Consider the following 18,479-nt stretch of genomic DNA (forward strand, 5'->3'; position numbering starts at 1 on the left):
GTGATTATTCCCGCACTCGATTTAATTGAAGGTCAAGTTGTCCGATTATTTCAAGGAGATTACGGACAAGTAACAGAGTACAAAGTAGAACCGGCAGAACAGTTCAATTTGTATCATCAAGCTGGCGCGAACTGGCTGCATTTAGTGGATTTAACCGGAGCAAAAGACACCTCAGCTCGCCAGTTAGACTTAATTGCAACAATACTGGCTAGCACGCCTGCAAATGTGCAGATAGGTGGCGGCGTTCGCTCTGAGAAAGATGTAGCAGACTTATTAGAGGCTGGCGCGCAGCGTGTCGTTATTGGCTCTACCGCAGTTAAGCAACCAGAGCTGGTAAAAAGTTGGATGACAAAGTATGGCGCAGAGAAAATCGTGCTGGCTTTAGACATTAATATTGATGCTGATGGTGTGAGAAAGGTGGCCATCTCAGGCTGGCAGGAAGATTCAGGGGTGACAATTGAGTCATTGATTGATGATTATCTCACTGTCGGACTTACCCACGTGTTATGTACCGATATTTCACGAGACGGCACCCTTGAAGGTTCCAACGTTGAGCTCTACGTTGATTTATGCGCTCAATATCCACAGGTTCAATTCCAATCATCAGGCGGTATCGGTTCGCTACAAGATATAGAAGCATTAAAAGGAAGTGGTGTCGCGGGTGTTATTGTCGGTCGTGCGCTACTAGATGGTAAATTCACCGCAGAGGAGGCATTTCAATGTTGGCAAAGCGAATAATACCTTGCTTAGACGTTAGAGATGGTCAGGTGGTAAAAGGGGTACAATTTCGTAACCATGAAATTATTGGTGACATTGTGCCACTTGCCCAGCGTTATGCTGAAGAAGGCGCCGATGAGCTGGTTTTCTACGATATTACTGCGTCATCTGATGGTCGAGTTGTAGACAAAAGCTGGGTAGCTCGTGTCGCAGAAGTTATTGATATACCATTCTGTGTAGCTGGAGGCATCAAATCTGCGGAAGATGCTGCGCGTATTTTGCAGTTTGGCGCAGACAAAGTCTCCATCAACTCTCCTGCACTTGCCAATCCTCAGTTAATTACTGATTTAGCCGATAAATTTGGTGTGCAGTGTATCGTTGTGGGCATTGACTCTTACTTTGATAAAGAGACAGGAAAGTATCAGGTTTATCAGTTTACGGGTGATGAGTCACGCACCAAAGCGACACAATGGCAAACTAGCGATTGGGTGAAAGAGGTCCAAAAGCGGGGTGCTGGTGAGATTGTACTCAACATGATGAACCAAGATGGTGTTCGAAATGGATACGATTTAGAGCAACTCAATATGGTGCGAGAAGTTTGCCATGTTCCTCTTATCGCGTCGGGTGGCGCGGGTGCAATGGAGCATTTTGAACAAGCCTATAAAAAAACCAATGTTGATGGGGCATTAGCGGCCTCTGTTTTTCATAAACAAGTGATCAATATTGGCGAACTTAAACAGTACCTTAAATCGAAAGGTGTGGAGATTCGACTATGAGCAACGGGTTAGAGAACAAAAGTATTACTGACCGAATAGACTGGAAAAAAGTAGAAGGATTGGTGCCGGCCATTGTGCAGGACTTCACATCAAGTCAGGTGCTTATGTTGGGCTACATGAGTCCTGAAGCACTACAAAAAACCATGGAAACAGAGCAAGTTACCTTCTTTTCTAGAAGCAAGCAGAGGTTATGGACTAAAGGCGAGACATCAGGCAATGTCTTGCAACTGAAGAACATTTCGCTGGATTGTGACAATGACACCTTGTTGGTATTGGCTAATCCGATTGGTCCAACGTGTCACACTGGTACCACGACCTGTTTTGATGCGGATAATCAAGAAGCTTCACAGCTAGTTTGGCTGGCTCAGTTAGAAAATCTACTCGCCTCGCGTAAAGATGCCGATCCAGAGTCTTCCTATACTGCAAGTTTGTATGGCCGTGGAACGAAGCGTATCTCGCAAAAAGTGGGGGAAGAGGGGGTAGAAGTTGCACTTGCTGCAACATCTGGCGACAAAGCAGAATTGGTCTGTGAATCCGCGGACCTTATCTATCACTTGTTGGTGCTGTTGCAAGACCAAGGGCTATCAATGAATGACGTGATTAATAAGCTTAAGGAACGACATAAGTAACTTTCGTTGACGTTAGGCAATGACATTGTGTAAATAGATGAATCCACGGTCTGTTTACACTCAAGTGACCTCAAAGTGCTTGTTCAGCGAGAATGTATTGGCTGCTGAACAAAGCACTGATTTGAAGGCATCGTCATTCTACGGCAAGAATGTATACACAATGTTTCTTTTAACCTGCGGTTCTATTTCCCACAACACTTCTTATATTTTTTTCCGCTAGCACATGGGCAAGGTTCATTTCGAGCCACTTTTTTTGTTACGGCTTGCTGTGGAAATGTGCCATCAAGATAGTACCACAAGCTATTTTCTTTAATAAAACGAGAGCGTTCGTGCATGCAGTGCTCACCATCGTCATCATTAACGTAAGCTTTAAATTCGACCCACCCTTGTTCTTCTGAGGCGGTTGGTGCATCAACAATCTCTAACCGCTGCCAATCTAGGTTGATAGACTCTGCTATTCCTTGTCGCTCATTCTCGGCATGACAGCTGGGGTGATATGTTGCTACCACAAAATCGATGAGCTTTAGTTTATGAGCAGAAAACCTCGCTCGCATTAATTGTTCGGGCTCTGTAGCCTCGTGGTGATTCTGGTGAATAGGTTGACAACAGTCGGCATAATTTAATCGACTACCGCATGGGCAATGAGACATATGGAGTTCCAAGTAGAAAAATATAGGGTCTGTTGATTTTCAAATACAATGTTTGTTCAATCTAAAAGCGTTTTGAGCAAGGCATGAGGAGAGTAACATAGTTATTTTATGCCAGCGACTCATTACACTGCAAAAATGTACGGGAACGGTCAACAGATTTCAGGACGTAGAGGCGAATAACTCTTCTGTCCAGTTTGTTGAATCAATGTAGCTTTGTGCTAATTGCTCAGTGCTAATATGTAAAACATCGCTTAAACGCGTAACTTCCGTCCAATCCGCTTTTTCATAAGCAATCGCGATACTCAAAACCTGACCTAAATGTCCTTGCTGTGTAAGCAATGCGGTCTTGATCTCGTTGTCGATAGGTATAGATTCAATCACCGTTTCAATGGATTGATCCAATAGAGAATCAAGTAGAGAAAAGATCCCGGTTAAAAAAGCTTGGCTCTTATAGCTGGGTTTATCCGAGTAGCTAGCGATCAATTCACTGAATCTGGCACGCTGTATCGACAAACTGTACAGAGATTCAGGTTTTGACTCTTGAGTAGATGCAATCGCAACCAGAGAGACAAATTTTCTCAGTTTTTGCTCACCCATATAGGCAAGAGCTTGGCGAAATGACTTAATATCTGAGCTAATTTGCGAGGAAGAGTTTACGTGGCGTAACAGCTTGTATGATAGCGAGACATCTGAAGAGATGATTCGCTCCACATCACTGTAATCAACATCATCAGAGGCGATGGCTTTACAGAGCTGAATAACTGTCAAGAAAGAGGGAGATAACGCTTTCTGTTGCAATACTTCAGGCTTACTAAAAAAGTAACCTTGGAAATAGTGAAAACCAGCTCCAATTGCTTCTTGATATTCCTCATAAGTCTCTACTTTTTCAGCAAGAAACTCTATTTTACTCTCTTTTAGACGCTGGATAAACGTGGCGGCTTTGGCGATAGAAATAATGCGAATATCAAACTTAATAAGGTGGATAAAAGGTAAAAAACGTTTCCATTCTGGGCTAGGGATAAAGTCATCCAGAGCAAGAGTATAGCCTAGCTGATGCAGTTTTTTTATGGCATCCAGCAACTCATCGGTGGGAGCGCAATCTTCCAGCACTTCAACCACAATTTTTTCTTTAGGGAATAAGGTCGGGATTTGATTAATCAAACTTTGATAGGGGAAGTTGACGAAACCAAGCTTATCGCCGATAGAACTGTATTCGGTACCCAAGAACTGCTCAGAAAGCAGCCTATTGGTTGCCAGCTCAGGTTCTACTTCAGGGAAGGTGTTTTTAGGACCGTCTCGAAATAGCAACTCATAAGCAATGGTTTTTTCTCTCTATCGAGTATGGGCTGACGTGCAACATAAGAGTAATTCATACAGGTTTAGATTTATCGCCTTATACAGTACCAATGGTATTAACGTATGTTTTCTTGATCTTTATGTTTGTTGAACAGGAAATATGTAAAATTAGTGTAAACAAATAGACCATTTATTAATAATACGTCTTTTTTCAATATATAACAGGAATTAGATCGAATTTGTAATAAATCTAATTAGTAAACTCTTTATGCGTCAACTGATAGGATTCAGCAGAAGAGAATGACAAGATAGATCCTTGCTGATACCAGTCTCCCAATACGATTCGTTGCTTATGACCATTTGTGCTGACAAAATTGTGTATATCAGGTCGGTGAGTGTGCCCATGTATAAGCAGATCAACGCCATATTGATCCATGATGCGTTCAACTTCTTGCTGATTCACATCCATTATCTCTAACGATTTTTCTTTCTTATCTTCGCCTATGTCACTTTGAATTTTTGACACTATTTTCTTTTTTATAAAAAGAGGCAAGCGGTTATATAAAAACTGTAACCAAGGCAGATGCACTTTTTCTCTGTATGCTTGATATTTATGGTCGTCAATGCACAAGGTATCGCCGTGCATGATCATCGCTTTTTTACCATATAAATCAATAATGGACACTTCGGGTAGCAGTGTCATGGCGCTTTCTATGGCAAACCGTTTACCGATTAAAAAATCTCGATTTCCTTGAATGAAAAAGCAAGGAACGCCTTTATCCGCAAGTTGTTTAAATGCGTTTTTGATGGCTTGATTAAATGAACTGTTGTCGTCATCACCAATCCAGAATTCAAACAGATCACCGAGTACATAAAGGGCATCGGCATGAATAGCCTCATTCTCCATAAAAGAGAAAAAGCAGTCGCTAATGTCAGGTCGAGAAGGGGAGAGGTGAAGGTCAGAAATAAATAGTGTTGTCATAATTTTAAAATAGGGGGCTAATGCCCCCTAGTATCACTTATTCTTCGATAGTAGTGCCAGTAATAATTACTTCTTCAAGAGGCACGTCTTGGTGCATACCCATTGAACCGGTGCTAACCGCTTTAATCTTATTAACAACATCCATACCGTCAACAACTTCAGCGAATACACAGTAACCCCAACCATCCATACTTTCAGATTTAAAATCTAGGAAAGTATTGTCATTGACGTTAATAAAGAACTGAGAGCTAGCAGAATGTGGTTCCATAGTACGAGCCATTGCCAATGTGCCTACTTTATTGCTTAGGCCATTGTTTGCTTCGTTTTTGATCGCTGCACGAGACGTTTTCTCTTTCAGCCCTGATGTCATTCCACCGCCTTGAACCATGAAACCATCAATAACACGGTGAAACAGAGTATCGTTGTAAAAGCCGTCGCGGCAGTACTGTAAGAAGTTTGCACTTGTTTCTGGAGCTTTCTCTTCGTTTAGTTGTACTTTGATGTCACCAAAGTTTGTGTGAAGGATGATCATGATATTTACCTTTCTAATGTGTTAGATCTGAACTGCGAATTCTAGCGGAAGTTGGCAGACAATCAACACCCTCATTAAATTCAATGGATTGATAAGACAACTATTACCTAATTCTGTGGGAATTGTTATACTCTCGCTCTGTATTAAGCCAATTTAAATTAGATGAGATCATGCTGAAGATATATAACACGCTTACCCGACAAAAAGAGGAATTTAAACCCATCACCGCTGGAAAAGTGGGCATGTATGTGTGTGGGGTAACCATTTATGATCTCTGTCACATTGGCCATGGTCGTACATTTGTTTCATTTGATGTAATTTCTCGTTATCTGCGTTTTTTAGGTTATGACCTAACGTTTGTGCGAAATATCACCGACATTGATGACAAGATAATTAAACGTGCGGCAGAAAATGGCGAAAGTTGTGACTCTCTGACGGAACGACTCATTCAGGATATGTATCAAGATTTTGATGCACTTAATATGAAACGTCCTGATGTTGAGCCAAGAGCCACGCATTTTATTGCTGAAATTATTGATCTGGTTGAGAAGCTTATCGAAAAAGGCTTCGCTTACGTTGCAGACAATGGCGACGTCATGTTTGAAGTAAGCACGTTTGAACAGTACGGAAAACTCTCTAAGCAAGATCTGGAGCAGTTGCAGGCGGGCGCTCGTGTCGATGTCGACAATGCGAAACGCAGCCCACTAGATTTTGTTGTTTGGAAAATGTCGAAACCGGGAGAGCCAACTTGGGAATCTCCTTGGGGACCAGGCCGACCAGGTTGGCATATTGAATGTTCTGCCATGAACTCCTCTATTTTAGGAGACCATTTTGATATTCATGGTGGTGGCTCTGATCTCCAGTTCCCACATCATGAAAATGAAATCGCTCAATCTTGCTGCGCACACGATACTCCGTATGTAAATACATGGATGCACAGCGGAATGGTGATGGTAGATAGAGAAAAAATGTCTAAGTCATTAGGCAACTTCTTTACGATTCGCGACGTATTACAACATTACGATGCAGAAACGGTGCGTTATTTCTTGATGTCCGGTCATTACCGCAGTCAACTAAACTACAGTGAAGAGAACTTAAACCAAGCTCGTGCGTCATTAGAGCGTCTTTACACTTCACTTCGTGGTTTAGATATGAGTGCTGAAGCGGCAGGCGACGAACAGTATGTTCGCCGATTTAGTGAAGCGATGAATGATGACTTCAATACGCCAGAGGCTTATTCGGTGCTGTTTGATATGGCGCGTGAAATTAATCGCCTGAAAAATGAAGATATTGAATTGGCATCAAAACTTGGTTCACTTATGCGCGAGCTTGCCGATGTCATTGGTATTTTGCATCAAGACCCAGAGATGTTTTTGCAAGGTGGCGAGAGCGGCACAGATGAAGTTGCTGAAATTGAAGCCTTAATTAAACTAAGAAACGATTCTCGAGCTTCTAAAGATTGGGCCAACGCAGATTTAGCACGTAACAAGCTAACTGAGATGGGAATTGTACTGGAAGATGGTCCGCAAGGAACAACATGGAGACGAGGTTAACCCATGGCACAAATGTATTTCTATTACTCGTCAATGAATGCGGGTAAGTCGACAACACTACTGCAATCATCATTTAACTACCAAGAGCGTGGTATGAACCCAGTCATCTTTACTGCGGCTCTGGATGATCGTTTTGGCATTGGTAAAGTGAGTTCAAGAATTGGCCTACAATCTGATGCGCAATTGTATGGCGAAGAGACCGATCTATATCAAGAGATAGAGGCGTTGCATAAGCAAGAGAAGCGTCACTGTATTTTGGTTGATGAATGTCAGTTTTTATCTAAAACTCAAGTGTATCAACTAACGGAAGTGGTCGATAAACTCAATATTCCTGTGCTGTGTTATGGATTGCGTACCGACTTTTTAGGTGAGCTTTTCGAAGGAAGTCAGTATCTGTTGTCATGGGCCGATAAGTTGATCGAGCTAAAAACCATCTGTCATTGTGGACGAAAAGCCAATATGGTTATTCGTACTGACGAAAATGGCACCCCTATCTCTGAGGGCGCTCAGGTGGCGATTGGTGGTAACGATAGGTATGTTTCTGTTTGCCGTCAGCACTATAAAGAAGCGTTAGGTAAATAACGCTCGCTGAGGAGAAACTCTTGGTGAGCTTGAAATTAGCTTAAATCATTTAAAAAGAGTCAGGCTTGATAAGCCTGACTCTTTTTTTACGTGACTATTTCCTGCGTAATTAGATGCCAAACTGCTGTGCAGCATAGGCGACCCGTTCTTCGGGTTTTGGGTACTCGGCAGGTATGCCCAAATTCTCTATGTGCTGTAATCTCGGTAATAGTCCGCTGCCGTTAGCTATTTGAATCGCAAGCCCGGGTCTGGCATTCAGTTCCAATACCATTGGGCCCTCTTCTTCGTCCAGCACCATATCTGTGCCCATATAGCCTAACCCTGTCATCTCCCAAGCACTGGATGCAAGGGTAAGAAGTCTTTGCCAATGAGGAACTTGTAGCTCAAGTAGGTTTTTACCTGTGTCAGGATGTTGCTCAATAGGCAGATCAAATTGCACTGCGCGGACAGCTTTGCCTGTAGCAATATCAATACCCACACCAACGGCTCCTTGGTGGAGGTTTGCTTTGCCGTCGGAGGCCGAGGTGGACAGTCGCATCATTGCCATTACCGGATAGCCTTTAAAGACGATGATTCGCACATCGGGAACCCCTTCAAAGCTAAAGCCTTCAAAACATGGATCAAACTTAATGAGGTTTTCAACAACAGCCACATCGTTTTTCCCTCCAAGGGAAAACAGCCCTGCCAAAGTGTTACTGATATGGCGTTCTACATCTTGTTCATTGATGGTGGCTCCCGATGGTTTTGTATATATACCATCTTGATGAGATATCACCACCAGTATCCCTTTGCCACCACTGCCTTGCGCCGGTTTAATCACAAAACCCGGCCACTGTTTTACCATAGCGTGAATGCGTTTGACTTCTGCTTGGTGACTAATGACGCCAATCAGTTTTGGCACCGTTGCCCCCGCTTGTTCTGCAATGACTTTGGTTTTTAACTTATCATCGACAAGAGGGTATTTTGAGCGATCATTATATCGGCCGATATAACTGTGATTTCGCTTATTCATCCCCATGATGCCTTTGTCTTTCAACTTTGTTGGCGAAGTTAGACGTCGTAACATAATGTTAGTCCTCCGCCAAAGGCTTAAATCGACGTAGCTCGGTTAAACGGTAGCCTGTGTAATTACCCAGTGCCAAAATTGCCGCTAACACGATAAGTTGAACACCGATAAAGTTGAAGGTCAGGTGCTGAACAAAACTACTGGTCATGGCAAGGTAGACGATAACAGCGGTCAATAAAGAGCCGCCGCCTTGAATAAAGACCTCTTTCGCCCCTTCTTCTTCCCATAGAATGGACATGCGCTCAATGGTCCAAGAGAGAATAATCATAGGGAAGAAAGTAATACTTAATCCTTCGGTTAATCCAATACGGAATGCCACAATGGTAAATACGGAAATAATCAAGATTACCGTAATGATCACCGCCGATATCCTTGCCACTAACAACAGGTTCAATTTAGACAGATAACTTCGAATAATTAACCCTGTCCCGACAATAAGCAAAAAGCCGACAATACCAGTAACTAGCTGTGTTTGAACAAAAGCAACCGCAATCAGGACCGGCATAAAGGTTCCCGACGTTTTTAATCCGATAATTACCCTTAGGAAAACCACGATCAGCGCCCCTATTGGGATCAGCATGATGGTCTTAAACATGGCTTGTTCTTCTAGCGGCAAGCTATGAATGGAGAAATTAATTAGGTTTTCAGCGTCAATTTTGTTTTGAGTCGCGGCTTGAGGAGAGATCTCCTGAGCAATCATAGAGAAGTGAACCTGACTGTTCTTGCCACCAATCACATCGAGTAACGAAACATTAGATTCGTCCCAAACTAACGCATCTTCCGCTTTTCCTTGAGTGCCGGATTCGGCATCAAACAAAACCCACTCTTTGCCATCCCATACTTGAATCATTTGAGTGATGCTTTGTCTTCGGCGGCCATCCTCTAAATAGACCACGCCAACCATTTTATTTGCAATATCTGCATAAGATAACAGGCGAGAGGTTGTTTTTGCTTTACTGGAACTATCGAGTAGCAATGAGGCATTTTGGCTGTCGGAGTCGTTAAGAACCTTAATCAGTTCCCGTGTAAAGGTAATGCTATCTGCCGAGCGTTGTGACGCCTTTTCAATTATGGAGTTCGCTGCCGTCTCTTGTGGGCCATCAAAGGTAGGCTTAACGATCTCTTCATCAGAGGGGGGAATCGGCTCTACTTTCGCTTGTTCATCGGCTAAAAATTGGGTTTTATAGTAGATGGTTTGTGGGCCATTTGCGTAGCGAATAGACCATTCTGCTCGACGACCGGTATCGGTCGATAGATAAGCGACACCATAACCGGGAGAAGAGGCTGATTCATTGATTAAAGAGTAACCCGGTTGTGTATTTGGCGCGGCCAAAGAAACTTTTGCAGGCTCTCCAATACCATTAAATTCAATACGAGCCTCAATATCCCAAACCTGACGTTTTTCTCCTGGTGTCCATGGAACCCCGTAATCTTGGTGTCGTAATACACTGAGCGCTACACCAGCGACAAGGAGCATTGCGATAAGAAAATAAAAAGGAATTCTAGAAGTCATAACTATCCTTATTTACTAAGTACACTCAAGGTGTTTGTTTAGCAGTCAGTACTACTTGCCCTTTGGGAGCGCACCTTGAGGTTATTTGAGTATAAATCTATTTTTGTTTTTTAACGGACTGAAGGTATTTTTTGCTGACATCCACTAAAGCGATGTCTTTTATAAATTCTCTTCCCAGTAGAATAGCGTGGCTCATTTGCGAGCGATCTGCCAGCGTAAATTGCGCTTTTTCATGAATTTTTCCGACTTTTACCCATAATTCAACCACAGCTCGCCTTTCTGCAGAGTCAGAACTGGATTGACGAACTTTTGCGTACCGTATAACTGGTGCTTCTATCCATATCTCTTCGTTTTTATTGGTATTTTTATCAAGAAGATGAAATTTGACCCATTTATTACCATCTCGTTCAAAATGCTGAATATCGACGGCATTTAGGGAAGATGTTTCCGCACCGGTGTCGACTCGAGCATCAAACAGTTGTGGAATGTTATCTATCTCTACCGTTTCAATTTCACCAAGTAGCAATAATCCTTCTTGGCTGATAGCGCCTTGAGAAAGATTATTGATGGTCACGTTATTGCTATAGGGAGCGTGACCGCGTCTGTTAATGTCAGAATTTGTCTCAACACTCTCTTTGAGTTGCGAAAACTGATTTTCTAATGTCTCTAAATGCTGGTTTTGACTGTTGACCTGCTGTTCTAGTTTAGAGATTTTCTGTTTTATATTTTGTTCTGATTGAGTAATTGCAGTTTGCAGCTGTTGTTGCTGATTGGATGTGGTTACACAGCCAGAAAGTAAAGCAACCAACAGAAATGGGATGGCAAGTTGTCGCATTAGCCTTTGTTGTCCTCAATGGTTTATAAGTTGCAGAGTTTAACCAACAAAAAGGGGTGCGAGAAGCACCCCAATGTCAGCATTTGGTCATAGTTTCAATATGATAGCTAAATCAGCGTTAACTCAGGAGCCGTTCAACCGCTATCTATGGATTGCTGGCAATCAGTATTGCTCGTCTTGGGGCAGGATAACCCTCGATTGTTTTACTGCTGTCATTTGGATCTAAGTAGTCCGGCAAGGAGTTGTGCTTCATCCATTCCGTGGTTCTCTGCTCTCCGGTTGTGGTGACATTTTCATCGACGATTTTTACATCGACAAAGCCACATTTTTCTAACCACACTTTTAACGCTTTTGCCGATGGGAAGAAATAGACATTTCTCATTTGAGCATATCTGTCGACAGGAACCAGTACTGCGTTTTCATCTCCCTCTATCACTAATGTTTCCAGCACCAACTCACCACCAGACACGAGCTGGTTCTTTAATTGAATAATATGGTCGAGAGGAGAACGACGATGATAGAGAACGCCCATACTAAATACGGTATCAAACGCTTTTAGTTCAGGAAGTTGTTCTATACCTAGGGGCAGTAGATGAGCTCGTTGATCATTCCCCATCAGCTTTCTGATGGCTTCAAACTGCATTAAAAATAGATGAGAAGGATCTATACCGACACAGAGACGAGCTTGTTCTCCTAGCATTCGCCACATGTGGTAGCCATTACCGCAGCCAACATCCAGTACGGCACGATTTTTCAAAGGGGAGATATGCGGAAGAACGCGGTCCCATTTCCAATCAGAGCGCCATTCGGTATCGATTGAAATATCGTGGACAGAATAGGGCCCTTTACGCCACGGGTGGAAGGTTTGTAATAAATTTTCTAACTTCTTGCGCTGTCCGTCAGGTAAAGCTTGGTTATTGGATAGGGTAACCGATGAGGCTAACTCGATATTATCTGGTTTGTCCGCCGGAATTTTCTTTAAAGCTTTTAGCCATCGATCAAAATCACCATGATCCGCATTTTGCCAATCCGTAAGTTGCTGAGGGAGAGTATTTAGCCAAGGTTGTAAATTTGCGTCTTGAGCTATGAGTTGAAAAAAATTAGCAAAATTGAACATGTTATGCCCGTTATGGAGTAAGAAATAATTAAAAAAGTTATCGCAACAAAGAGTATTCGCTCTGCCTATTTGATGGCGAACATAGAGCCGAAATTAAAACATTGGAACCAGAGTTCTACGCTGGAAAAGCCGATATTTGTTAGCCTCTCTTTATGTTGTGAGATGGAGTCCGGGATCAACACGTTCTCTATCGCACTGCGCTTTTGGCTTATCTCAAGTTCGCTATAGCCATTTGCCCGTTTAAAATCATGATGTAAATCGACTAATAATTCATTTGCTTTGTTATTTTCGAAGACATATTTTTCTGACAGAATCAAAATGCCGCCAGGACGTAATCCTTGGAAGATTTTCTCTAGTAAGCTCTGTCTATCTTCTGGAGACAAAAACTGAAGAGTGAAATTCAGCACAACCATACTGGCGTTTTCAATGGTAACGTTACGAATATCGGCTTCAATAACCTCTACTGGCGTATCCGAGCGATAAGCATTGACGTGTAGTTTGCAGCGTTCAACCATGGCATTGGAGTTATCAATGGAGATGATCTTACACCCTTCCTGATGAATGCTACGGCGCATAGAAAGTGTGGCCGCACCAAGCGAACAGCCAAGATCATAAATATTACTATTTGGCTTAACAAATCGCTCAGCCAGCATACCAATGGCAGAGATAATATTACTGTATCCCGGAACTGACCGCTGAATCATATCGGGAAAAACTTCTACCACTCGCTCGTCGAAAGCGAAATTGCCAATATTATCTATTGGAGAAGAAAATATATCGTCTGGATTGCTCATGGATGGTTGGCCTTGCCACAAATTGAAGAAAAACGGTGGCGTATTTTAAGTAAAAAACGTCGCTGTGTCATCTGTCGGATTATTTCTGGTGGCAGTCGATGACAAAAGCGGTGGATTAGGGGAGTGACACAAGCCGGAAATAGGGAGAAAAATCGTCAAAAGTGATGAATTTATAAGCTAATGGAATCAAGCTTTGATGATTTGCAATAAAAAGTCACACTAAAGGTCGATTTTAGAACGTATTCCGAGTATAAATGTGGGTTTGCGTTGGCAGCCTAGGCTGTCGTCATTTAGCTAACTATTTTTAGATTGGGAATTTCATTATGCGTACCCAGTATTGTGGTCACCTGAACAAGTCCCTTGTGGGACAAACTGTAGAAATTTGCGGTTGGGTTAATCGTCGTCGCGACTTAGGCGGTCTTATCTTTGTTGATATGCGAGATCGTGAAGGTATCGTTCAGGTAGTGGTAGACCCAGATATGAAAGACGTATTTGAAGTTGCTAACCAACTAAGAAACGAATTCTGCATCAAGTTTACCGGTGAAGTTCGCGCTCGCCCAGACAGCCAAATCAACAAAGATATGGCGACAGGGGAAGTGGAAGTTCTCGCCAAAGGGCTAGAAATTATTAACCGCTCAGAGCCGTTGCCATTGGACTTTAACCAAAACAACTCTGAAGAGCAGCGTCTTAAGTATCGTTATTTAGATTTACGTCGTTTAGAAATGAGCGACCGAATTAAATTGCGTGCTAAAGCATCTAGCTTTGTTCGTCGTTTCTTAGATTCGAATGACTTTTTAGATATTGAAACTCCAGTACTGACCAAAGCAACGCCGGAAGGGGCGCGTGACTATCTGGTACCGAGCCGTGTTCATAAAGGCAGTTTTTACGCTTTACCTCAGTCACCTCAGCTGTTTAAACAGCTGTTAATGATGTCTGGATTTGATCGTTACTACCAAATTGTTAAATGTTTCCGTGATGAAGACCTGCGCGCAGATCGTCAACCTGAATTTACTCAAATCGATATCGAAACCTCTTTTATGTCGGCGGACCAAGTTCGTGACGTGACAGAAAGAATGGTAACAGAGATGTGGCAAGAGCTACTCAATGTGGATTTAGGTCAGTTCCCTGTGATGCCGTTTGCAGAAGCGATTCGTCGCTATGGCTCTGACAAACCCGATTTGCGTAACCCATTAGAATTGATCGACGTCGCTGACTTGGTTAAAGATGTTGAGTTTAAAGTATTCTCTGGCCCTGCTAATGATGAAAAAGGTCGAGTTGCTGTGCTGTGTGTTCCTGGCGGTGCCAAGCTAACGCGCAAACAGATTGATGAGTACGGCAAATATGTTGGCATTTATGGCGCTAAAGGTTTGGCGTGGATGAAAGTTAACGATATTGATGCTGGCATGGAAGGCATTCAATCTCCAGTGGCTAAGTTCTTGTCTGAAGACGTTATCAAGGGATTACTTGAGCGTACAGGTGCAGCGTCTGGTGATATCATCCTATTTGGTGCAGATAAAGCCAATGTGGTTGCGGAAGCAATGGGCGCACTGCGTCTAAAAGTGGGGCTTGACCTTGAAATTACCGATTTGGCTTCATGGAAACCATTGTGGGTCGTTGACTTCCCAATGTTTGAAGAAGACGATGAAGGTAATCTTCATGCTATGCACCACCCATTTACATCGCCACTAGGTGTGAGCGCTGAAGAGCTTAAAGCGGATCCTGCAAAAGCGAATTCAAATGCTTACGACATGGTTATAAACGGCTACGAAGTAGGTGGTGGTTCTGTTCGTATTCATAACGCTGAAATGCAATCAACAGTATTCGACATTTTAGGTATTGATGAATCCGAGCAAAGATTGAAGTTTGGCTTCCTACTGGATGCGCTTAAGTTCGGCACACCTCCACATGCTGGATTGGCATTTGGTCTGGATCGTCTTGTAATGCTACTTTGTGGAACAGAGAACATCCGTGATGTTATTGCCTTCCCGAAAACTACCGCAGCCGCTTGTTTGTTAACGGATGCACCTAGCCTTGCTAATCCTGCTGCTTTAGAAGAGCTAGCGATCGCAGTGAAGTTAGCAAAAGAAGAAAAATAGCCGCGTTAGTACGCAATCGGCCAATGAAAAGCTAGGTATTACCTAGCTTTTTTTTGATTAATATTTGTCGTTGGGTAAAATAATGTCAGTCATACCCATTGGGTTAAGTTACTGATTAACCAGAAAGGCTCAATGGGGCAAAGATAAGCAGGGAGGAGTTGATGCGTTATGTAGTAATAACACTGTTGGTGTTGGTTCTGACCGCTTGTGCTGATAAAGAGAACTCGTTCGATATTAAAAACTTAGCTAAATCGGACATTGATCTGGTTACCGATGTTCATATTAAGCAGTTGCGAGAGCTGCTAAGAACTTTAACGGTTAAGCTGTATAAACGAAATCCGAGAGAGTTGAAGAAGAGCTCCGGAATGACCATCGATGCGCGTTTGGCGCAGATAATGACCGTGGACCGCCCCAAAAATGGCTATCTTGAGCTGGGTAACATGGATGGCGTAGATGTGCTTCCATTGGCTTTCTCAAAAGAGTTTAAAGGGGACAGGGTATTTGCCCTCATGGTTGGTATAACCGGCATGTTAAGCGCTTCATACAACCACAAAGTCGACTTTTATATCTTTGATGAAATTGATCAGCAGAAACTGTACAACAGCGCCCGAAATCTTGAGACGGTGTCATGGCAGCTTAATAATCAAAAGTACGACAATGGCGAGCCCTTGTTGCTAAGTAATGGCATTGGCAAAAATGGCATTGCGAATTACAGCTATGAACGAGTGTTGGGCCAGATGATTATTTTGCAAGATATGATGGCGCTACTCGTGTCAGACGGAACCAATCGCACCATCAATAAAGTTGCGCATGGTGTCGCATCATTCACCTTTTTCCCAATCTAATGACGTTCGAAAAATCGCATAGGCTTATAAATGATAATTCTTGGTATTGATCCAGGTTCCCGCATTACCGGATATGGGGTGATACGACAAGAAGGTCGACACTTGCAGTATATTGGCAGCGGTTGTATCCGAATCTCTGAAAAAGAGTTACCGGGAAGGTTAAAACAGATTTACGCAGGGGTGAGTGAAATCATTACTCAGTTCCAACCCGACGAATTTGCGATAGAACAAGTGTTTATGGCAAAAAATGCCGACTCTGCATTAAAATTGGGTCAGGCGAGAGGTAGTGCCATAGTGGCGGCGGTCAATGCAGATTTAGCGGTTTATGAGTACGCAGCAAGACTCATCAAACAGGCAGTTGTTGGTACCGGTGGCGCAGATAAAGCTCAAGTTCAGCACATGGTGATGAGCATGCTCAAATTACCCGCTAAGCCTCAAGCGGATGCGGCGGACGCACTTGCTGTCGCCATTTGTCACGCCAATACCAATAAAACCATGATAGCGCTAGCGGGCAAAGCCAGTGGTGCCAAAAAAGGACGATATCGCTAAACGCACCTTCAGCTAATTGCAAACTTGATACTGGATGTTTGTCCAGTAATCGAATACACTTCTGCAAAGTGATAACCGAATAAGGAACCTAGCTGTGATTGGACGTCTTCGTGGAAATTTAATTGAAAAGCAACCACCGGAGCTACTTATTGAAGTGAGTGGCATTGGTTACGAAGTACAAATGCCGATGAGCTGCTTTTATGAATTGCCGGAAATTGGCGAAGAAGCGATTGTATACACTCACTTTGTCGTGCGTGAAGATGCACAGCTTTTATACGGTTTTAATACCACGAAAGAGAGAGCGCTGTTTCGAGAAGTCATTAAAGCAAATGGTGTTGGTCCTAAGTTGGGTTTGGCCATCTTATCGGGAATGAATGCTGCGCAGTTTGTTTCCTGTGTGGAGCGAGAAGATATTTCCACCTTGATTAAGCTTCCCGGAGTAGGCAAGAAGACCGCTGAACGTTTGGTGGTAGAAATGAAAGATAGGTTAAAAGGCTGGGGAGCGGGTGATCTGTTTACCCCTGCCACTGATGCGGCACCAGTAGACTCTTCGCCGCAAGGTATGGTTAGTCATAATGCTGAAGATGAAGCAGTCAGTGCGTTAATCGCACTAGGTTATAAACCACAGCAAGCATCAAAAGTTGTCTCGCAGGTAATTAAAGCGGATATGTCCAGCGAAGCTGTTATCCGCGAAGCTCTAAAATCTATGGTTTAAGCGAAAAGAGAATAGAACATGATTGAAGCAGATCGTCTCATTGCCCCTGATAATCCGATATTTAAAGATGAAGATGTCATAGACCGAGCGATTCGACCTAAAAAACTGGCGGATTATAGAGGTCAGGATCACGTCCGTGATCAGATGGAAATCTTTATTCAGGCGGCGCAAAAAAGAGAAGAAGCGCTCGATCATTTGCTTATTTTTGGCCCTCCAGGGCTAGGTAAAACCACCTTAGCAAATATTGTCGCTAACGAAATGGAAGTGAATATTCGTACCACCTCTGGCCCGGTACTGGAGAAAGCGGGCGATCTTGCGGCACTGCTCACCAACTTAGAAGAGAATGACGTACTCTTTATTGATGAAATCCACCGTCTTAGCCCAGTGGTCGAAGAAGTGCTCTATCCAGCAATGGAAGATTACCAATTGGATATCATGATTGGTGAAGGTCCTGCGGCTCGTTCCATTAAGATTGATTTACCACCTTTTACGCTTATTGGCGCAACAACCAGAGCGGGCTCCTTAACCTCTCCACTCAGGGATAGATTCGGTATTGTTCAGCGGTTGGAGTATTACAAAGTCGCTGACTTACAACACATTGTTCAACGTAGTGCCAATTGCCTCAACTTATCTATGGATCCATTAGGCGCGTTAGAGGTGGCACGACGAGCTCGCGGAACACCTAGGATCGCTAACCGGTTGCTACGCAGAGTGCGTGATTATGCTGAAGTGAAAGGTGATGGCCATATCTCCGCTGATGTGGCAGATAAAGCGCTAGATATGTTGGATGTGGATAGCCAAGGCTTTGACTATATGGATAGAAAGCTGCTGCTGGCAATTATGGAGAAGTTTTCTGGTGGACCGGTGGGGCTAGATAACCTAGCGGCGGCGATCGGTGAAGAGAAAGATACCATCGAAGATGTATTAGAGCCGTACTTGATTCAACAAGGTTACCTGCAAAGAACCCCTAGAGGACGAATGGCCACAAACCGTGCTTATCTGCACTTTGGTTTGGTCAAAGGTGAAGAGCGCTAACCCAAGCTTTTGCTTGACCGTTCAATCTAGCTCTAAAAGGACATAAATGGAGGGGCTGTCCATTTATGTCTACTTCATCTCGTTTCATTTTCTCGAACAGGTCGTGAGCAGAGCGGTTTTCATGTTCCCAATAGGCTAGCTTTGTGAGCAGACTCTGCGGTAAGTGAGTCATATCACAAATTAGTAAATATATTAAC

Annotated in this window: 18 protein-coding genes and 1 pseudogene; 10 read left to right on the top strand and 9 right to left on the bottom strand. The window is 43.2% G+C overall.

Annotated elements, in window-relative coordinates:
- The 3 genes from hisA to hisIE are packed head-to-tail and all read left to right on the top strand — an operon-like array spanning position 1 to position 2,122.
- Entirely contained in the window at positions 1-738 is a 738-nt protein-coding gene (hisA, locus tag CHJ_RS05120) for a 1-(5-phosphoribosyl)-5-[(5-phosphoribosylamino)methylideneamino]imidazole-4-carboxamide isomerase (protein WP_171753044.1), read from the top strand.
- Positions 720-1,493 carry an imidazole glycerol phosphate synthase subunit HisF gene (hisF, locus tag CHJ_RS05125; protein WP_171753043.1) on the top strand — a complete coding sequence of 258 codons (774 nt, stop codon included), beginning with the start codon at positions 720-722 and terminating at the stop codon, positions 1,491-1,493. The genes hisA and hisF overlap by 19 nt, the downstream gene beginning before the upstream one ends.
- Entirely contained in the window at positions 1,490-2,122 is a 633-nt protein-coding gene (gene hisIE / locus CHJ_RS05130) for a bifunctional phosphoribosyl-AMP cyclohydrolase/phosphoribosyl-ATP diphosphatase HisIE (RefSeq protein ID WP_171753042.1), read from the top strand. The genes hisF and hisIE overlap by 4 nt, the downstream gene beginning before the upstream one ends.
- 182 nt (positions 2,123-2,304) lie before the next feature.
- Here the strand turns inward: hisIE and CHJ_RS05135 are convergent, their stop codons facing one another.
- The 4 genes and pseudogenes from CHJ_RS05135 to CHJ_RS05150 form a co-directional block, all read right to left on the bottom strand.
- On the bottom strand, positions 2,305-2,772 hold the full coding sequence (locus CHJ_RS05135; protein WP_317917045.1) for a YchJ family protein: 468 nt from the start codon (positions 2,770-2,772) through the stop codon (positions 2,305-2,307).
- A 159-nt stretch (positions 2,773-2,931) separates the two neighbouring features.
- Positions 2,932-4,145 (bottom strand): annotated as a pseudogene (locus CHJ_RS05140) (EAL and HDOD domain-containing protein).
- 173 nt (positions 4,146-4,318) lie between these two features.
- Complete coding sequence (lpxH, locus tag CHJ_RS05145) at positions 4,319-5,050, bottom strand: UDP-2,3-diacylglucosamine diphosphatase (RefSeq protein WP_317917046.1); 732 nt, start codon at positions 5,048-5,050, stop codon at positions 4,319-4,321.
- A 37-nt stretch (positions 5,051-5,087) separates the two neighbouring features.
- Positions 5,088-5,582, bottom strand: coding sequence for a peptidylprolyl isomerase (locus tag CHJ_RS05150; RefSeq protein ID WP_171753038.1), 495 nt, complete (start codon positions 5,580-5,582; stop codon positions 5,088-5,090).
- Positions 5,583-5,752: 170 nt separating this feature from the next.
- Here CHJ_RS05150 and cysS point away from each other — a divergent pair, with 170 nt between their 5' ends.
- Together cysS and CHJ_RS05160 are read left to right on the top strand one after the other, a co-directional pair.
- A complete protein-coding gene (cysS, locus tag CHJ_RS05155) occupies positions 5,753-7,135 on the top strand; it encodes a cysteine--tRNA ligase (protein ID WP_171753037.1) in 1,383 nt (460 codons plus the stop codon).
- A 3-nt stretch (positions 7,136-7,138) separates the two neighbouring features.
- Positions 7,139-7,717, top strand: coding sequence for a thymidine kinase (locus CHJ_RS05160; protein WP_317917047.1), 579 nt, complete (start codon positions 7,139-7,141; stop codon positions 7,715-7,717).
- Between the two features lie 109 nt (positions 7,718-7,826).
- Here CHJ_RS05160 and CHJ_RS05165 read toward each other — a convergent pair whose 3' ends face one another.
- From CHJ_RS05165 to cmoA, 5 genes are all read right to left on the bottom strand, one after another.
- Positions 7,827-8,783 carry an alpha-L-glutamate ligase-like protein gene (locus CHJ_RS05165; RefSeq protein WP_171753035.1) on the bottom strand — a complete coding sequence of 319 codons (957 nt, stop codon included), beginning with the start codon at positions 8,781-8,783 and terminating at the stop codon, positions 7,827-7,829.
- A 4-nt stretch (positions 8,784-8,787) separates the two neighbouring features.
- Entirely contained in the window at positions 8,788-10,296 is a 1,509-nt protein-coding gene (locus CHJ_RS05170) for an inactive transglutaminase family protein (RefSeq protein ID WP_171753034.1), read from the bottom strand.
- Between the two features lie 97 nt (positions 10,297-10,393).
- The gene (locus tag CHJ_RS05175) at positions 10,394-11,131 is read right to left on the bottom strand and encodes an ATP-dependent zinc protease (RefSeq protein WP_317917048.1); all 738 of its coding nucleotides are present in this window, start codon (positions 11,129-11,131) and stop codon (positions 10,394-10,396) included.
- A 145-nt stretch (positions 11,132-11,276) separates the two neighbouring features.
- Entirely contained in the window at positions 11,277-12,248 is a 972-nt protein-coding gene (cmoB, locus tag CHJ_RS05180; protein ID WP_171753032.1) for a tRNA 5-methoxyuridine(34)/uridine 5-oxyacetic acid(34) synthase CmoB, read from the bottom strand.
- Between the two features lie 65 nt (positions 12,249-12,313).
- Positions 12,314-13,042, bottom strand: coding sequence for a carboxy-S-adenosyl-L-methionine synthase CmoA (gene cmoA, locus CHJ_RS05185; RefSeq protein WP_171753031.1), 729 nt, complete (start codon positions 13,040-13,042; stop codon positions 12,314-12,316).
- A 323-nt stretch (positions 13,043-13,365) separates the two neighbouring features.
- Here cmoA and aspS point away from each other — a divergent pair, with 323 nt between their 5' ends.
- From aspS to ruvB, 5 genes are all read left to right on the top strand, one after another.
- On the top strand, positions 13,366-15,138 hold the full coding sequence (gene aspS / locus CHJ_RS05190) for an aspartate--tRNA ligase (protein ID WP_317917049.1): 1,773 nt from the start codon (positions 13,366-13,368) through the stop codon (positions 15,136-15,138).
- 161 nt (positions 15,139-15,299) lie between these two features.
- On the top strand, positions 15,300-15,983 hold the full coding sequence (locus tag CHJ_RS05195; RefSeq protein ID WP_171753029.1) for a hypothetical protein: 684 nt from the start codon (positions 15,300-15,302) through the stop codon (positions 15,981-15,983).
- Positions 15,984-16,013: 30 nt separating this feature from the next.
- The gene (gene ruvC, locus CHJ_RS05200; protein ID WP_171753028.1) at positions 16,014-16,532 is read left to right on the top strand and encodes a crossover junction endodeoxyribonuclease RuvC; all 519 of its coding nucleotides are present in this window, start codon (positions 16,014-16,016) and stop codon (positions 16,530-16,532) included.
- 94 nt (positions 16,533-16,626) lie between these two features.
- Complete coding sequence (gene ruvA, locus CHJ_RS05205) at positions 16,627-17,247, top strand: Holliday junction branch migration protein RuvA (protein WP_317917050.1); 621 nt, start codon at positions 16,627-16,629, stop codon at positions 17,245-17,247.
- 18 nt (positions 17,248-17,265) lie between these two features.
- Positions 17,266-18,282 (top strand): Holliday junction branch migration DNA helicase RuvB, encoded by a 1,017-nt coding sequence (gene ruvB / locus CHJ_RS05210; RefSeq protein WP_317917051.1) that lies wholly within the window; start codon positions 17,266-17,268, stop codon positions 18,280-18,282.
- The last annotated feature ends 197 nt before the right edge of the window (positions 18,283-18,479 follow it).

Origin of the sequence: Vibrio sp. MACH09 (assembly GCF_033238805.1) — a bacterium.
Classification (GTDB): Bacteria; Pseudomonadota; Gammaproteobacteria; order Enterobacterales; family Vibrionaceae; genus Vibrio.

Bases quoted from the DNA above. Each gene is read 5' to 3' on its own strand.
- hisF (WP_171753043.1), top strand. From the start codon at position 720: ATGTTGGCAAAGCGAATAATACCTTGCTTAGACGTTAGAGATGGTCAG.
- hisIE (WP_171753042.1), top strand. From the start codon at position 1,490: ATGAGCAACGGGTTAGAGAACAAAAGTATTACTGACCGAATAGACTGG.
- CHJ_RS05135 (WP_317917045.1), bottom strand. From the start codon at position 2,772: ATGTCTCATTGCCCATGCGGTAGTCGATTAAATTATGCCGACTGTTGT.
- lpxH (WP_317917046.1), bottom strand. From the start codon at position 5,050: ATGACAACACTATTTATTTCTGACCTTCACCTCTCCCCTTCTCGACCT.
- CHJ_RS05150 (WP_171753038.1), bottom strand. From the start codon at position 5,582: ATGATCATCCTTCACACAAACTTTGGTGACATCAAAGTACAACTAAAC.
- cysS (WP_171753037.1), top strand. From the start codon at position 5,753: ATGCTGAAGATATATAACACGCTTACCCGACAAAAAGAGGAATTTAAA.
- CHJ_RS05160 (WP_317917047.1), top strand. From the start codon at position 7,139: ATGGCACAAATGTATTTCTATTACTCGTCAATGAATGCGGGTAAGTCG.
- CHJ_RS05165 (WP_171753035.1), bottom strand. From the start codon at position 8,783: ATGTTACGACGTCTAACTTCGCCAACAAAGTTGAAAGACAAAGGCATC.
- CHJ_RS05170 (WP_171753034.1), bottom strand. From the start codon at position 10,296: ATGACTTCTAGAATTCCTTTTTATTTTCTTATCGCAATGCTCCTTGTC.
- CHJ_RS05175 (WP_317917048.1), bottom strand. From the start codon at position 11,131: ATGCGACAACTTGCCATCCCATTTCTGTTGGTTGCTTTACTTTCTGGC.
- cmoB (WP_171753032.1), bottom strand. From the start codon at position 12,248: ATGTTCAATTTTGCTAATTTTTTTCAACTCATAGCTCAAGACGCAAAT.
- cmoA (WP_171753031.1), bottom strand. From the start codon at position 13,042: ATGAGCAATCCAGACGATATATTTTCTTCTCCAATAGATAATATTGGC.
- aspS (WP_317917049.1), top strand. From the start codon at position 13,366: ATGCGTACCCAGTATTGTGGTCACCTGAACAAGTCCCTTGTGGGACAA.
- CHJ_RS05195 (WP_171753029.1), top strand. From the start codon at position 15,300: ATGCGTTATGTAGTAATAACACTGTTGGTGTTGGTTCTGACCGCTTGT.
- ruvC (WP_171753028.1), top strand. From the start codon at position 16,014: ATGATAATTCTTGGTATTGATCCAGGTTCCCGCATTACCGGATATGGG.
- ruvB (WP_317917051.1), top strand. From the start codon at position 17,266: ATGATTGAAGCAGATCGTCTCATTGCCCCTGATAATCCGATATTTAAA.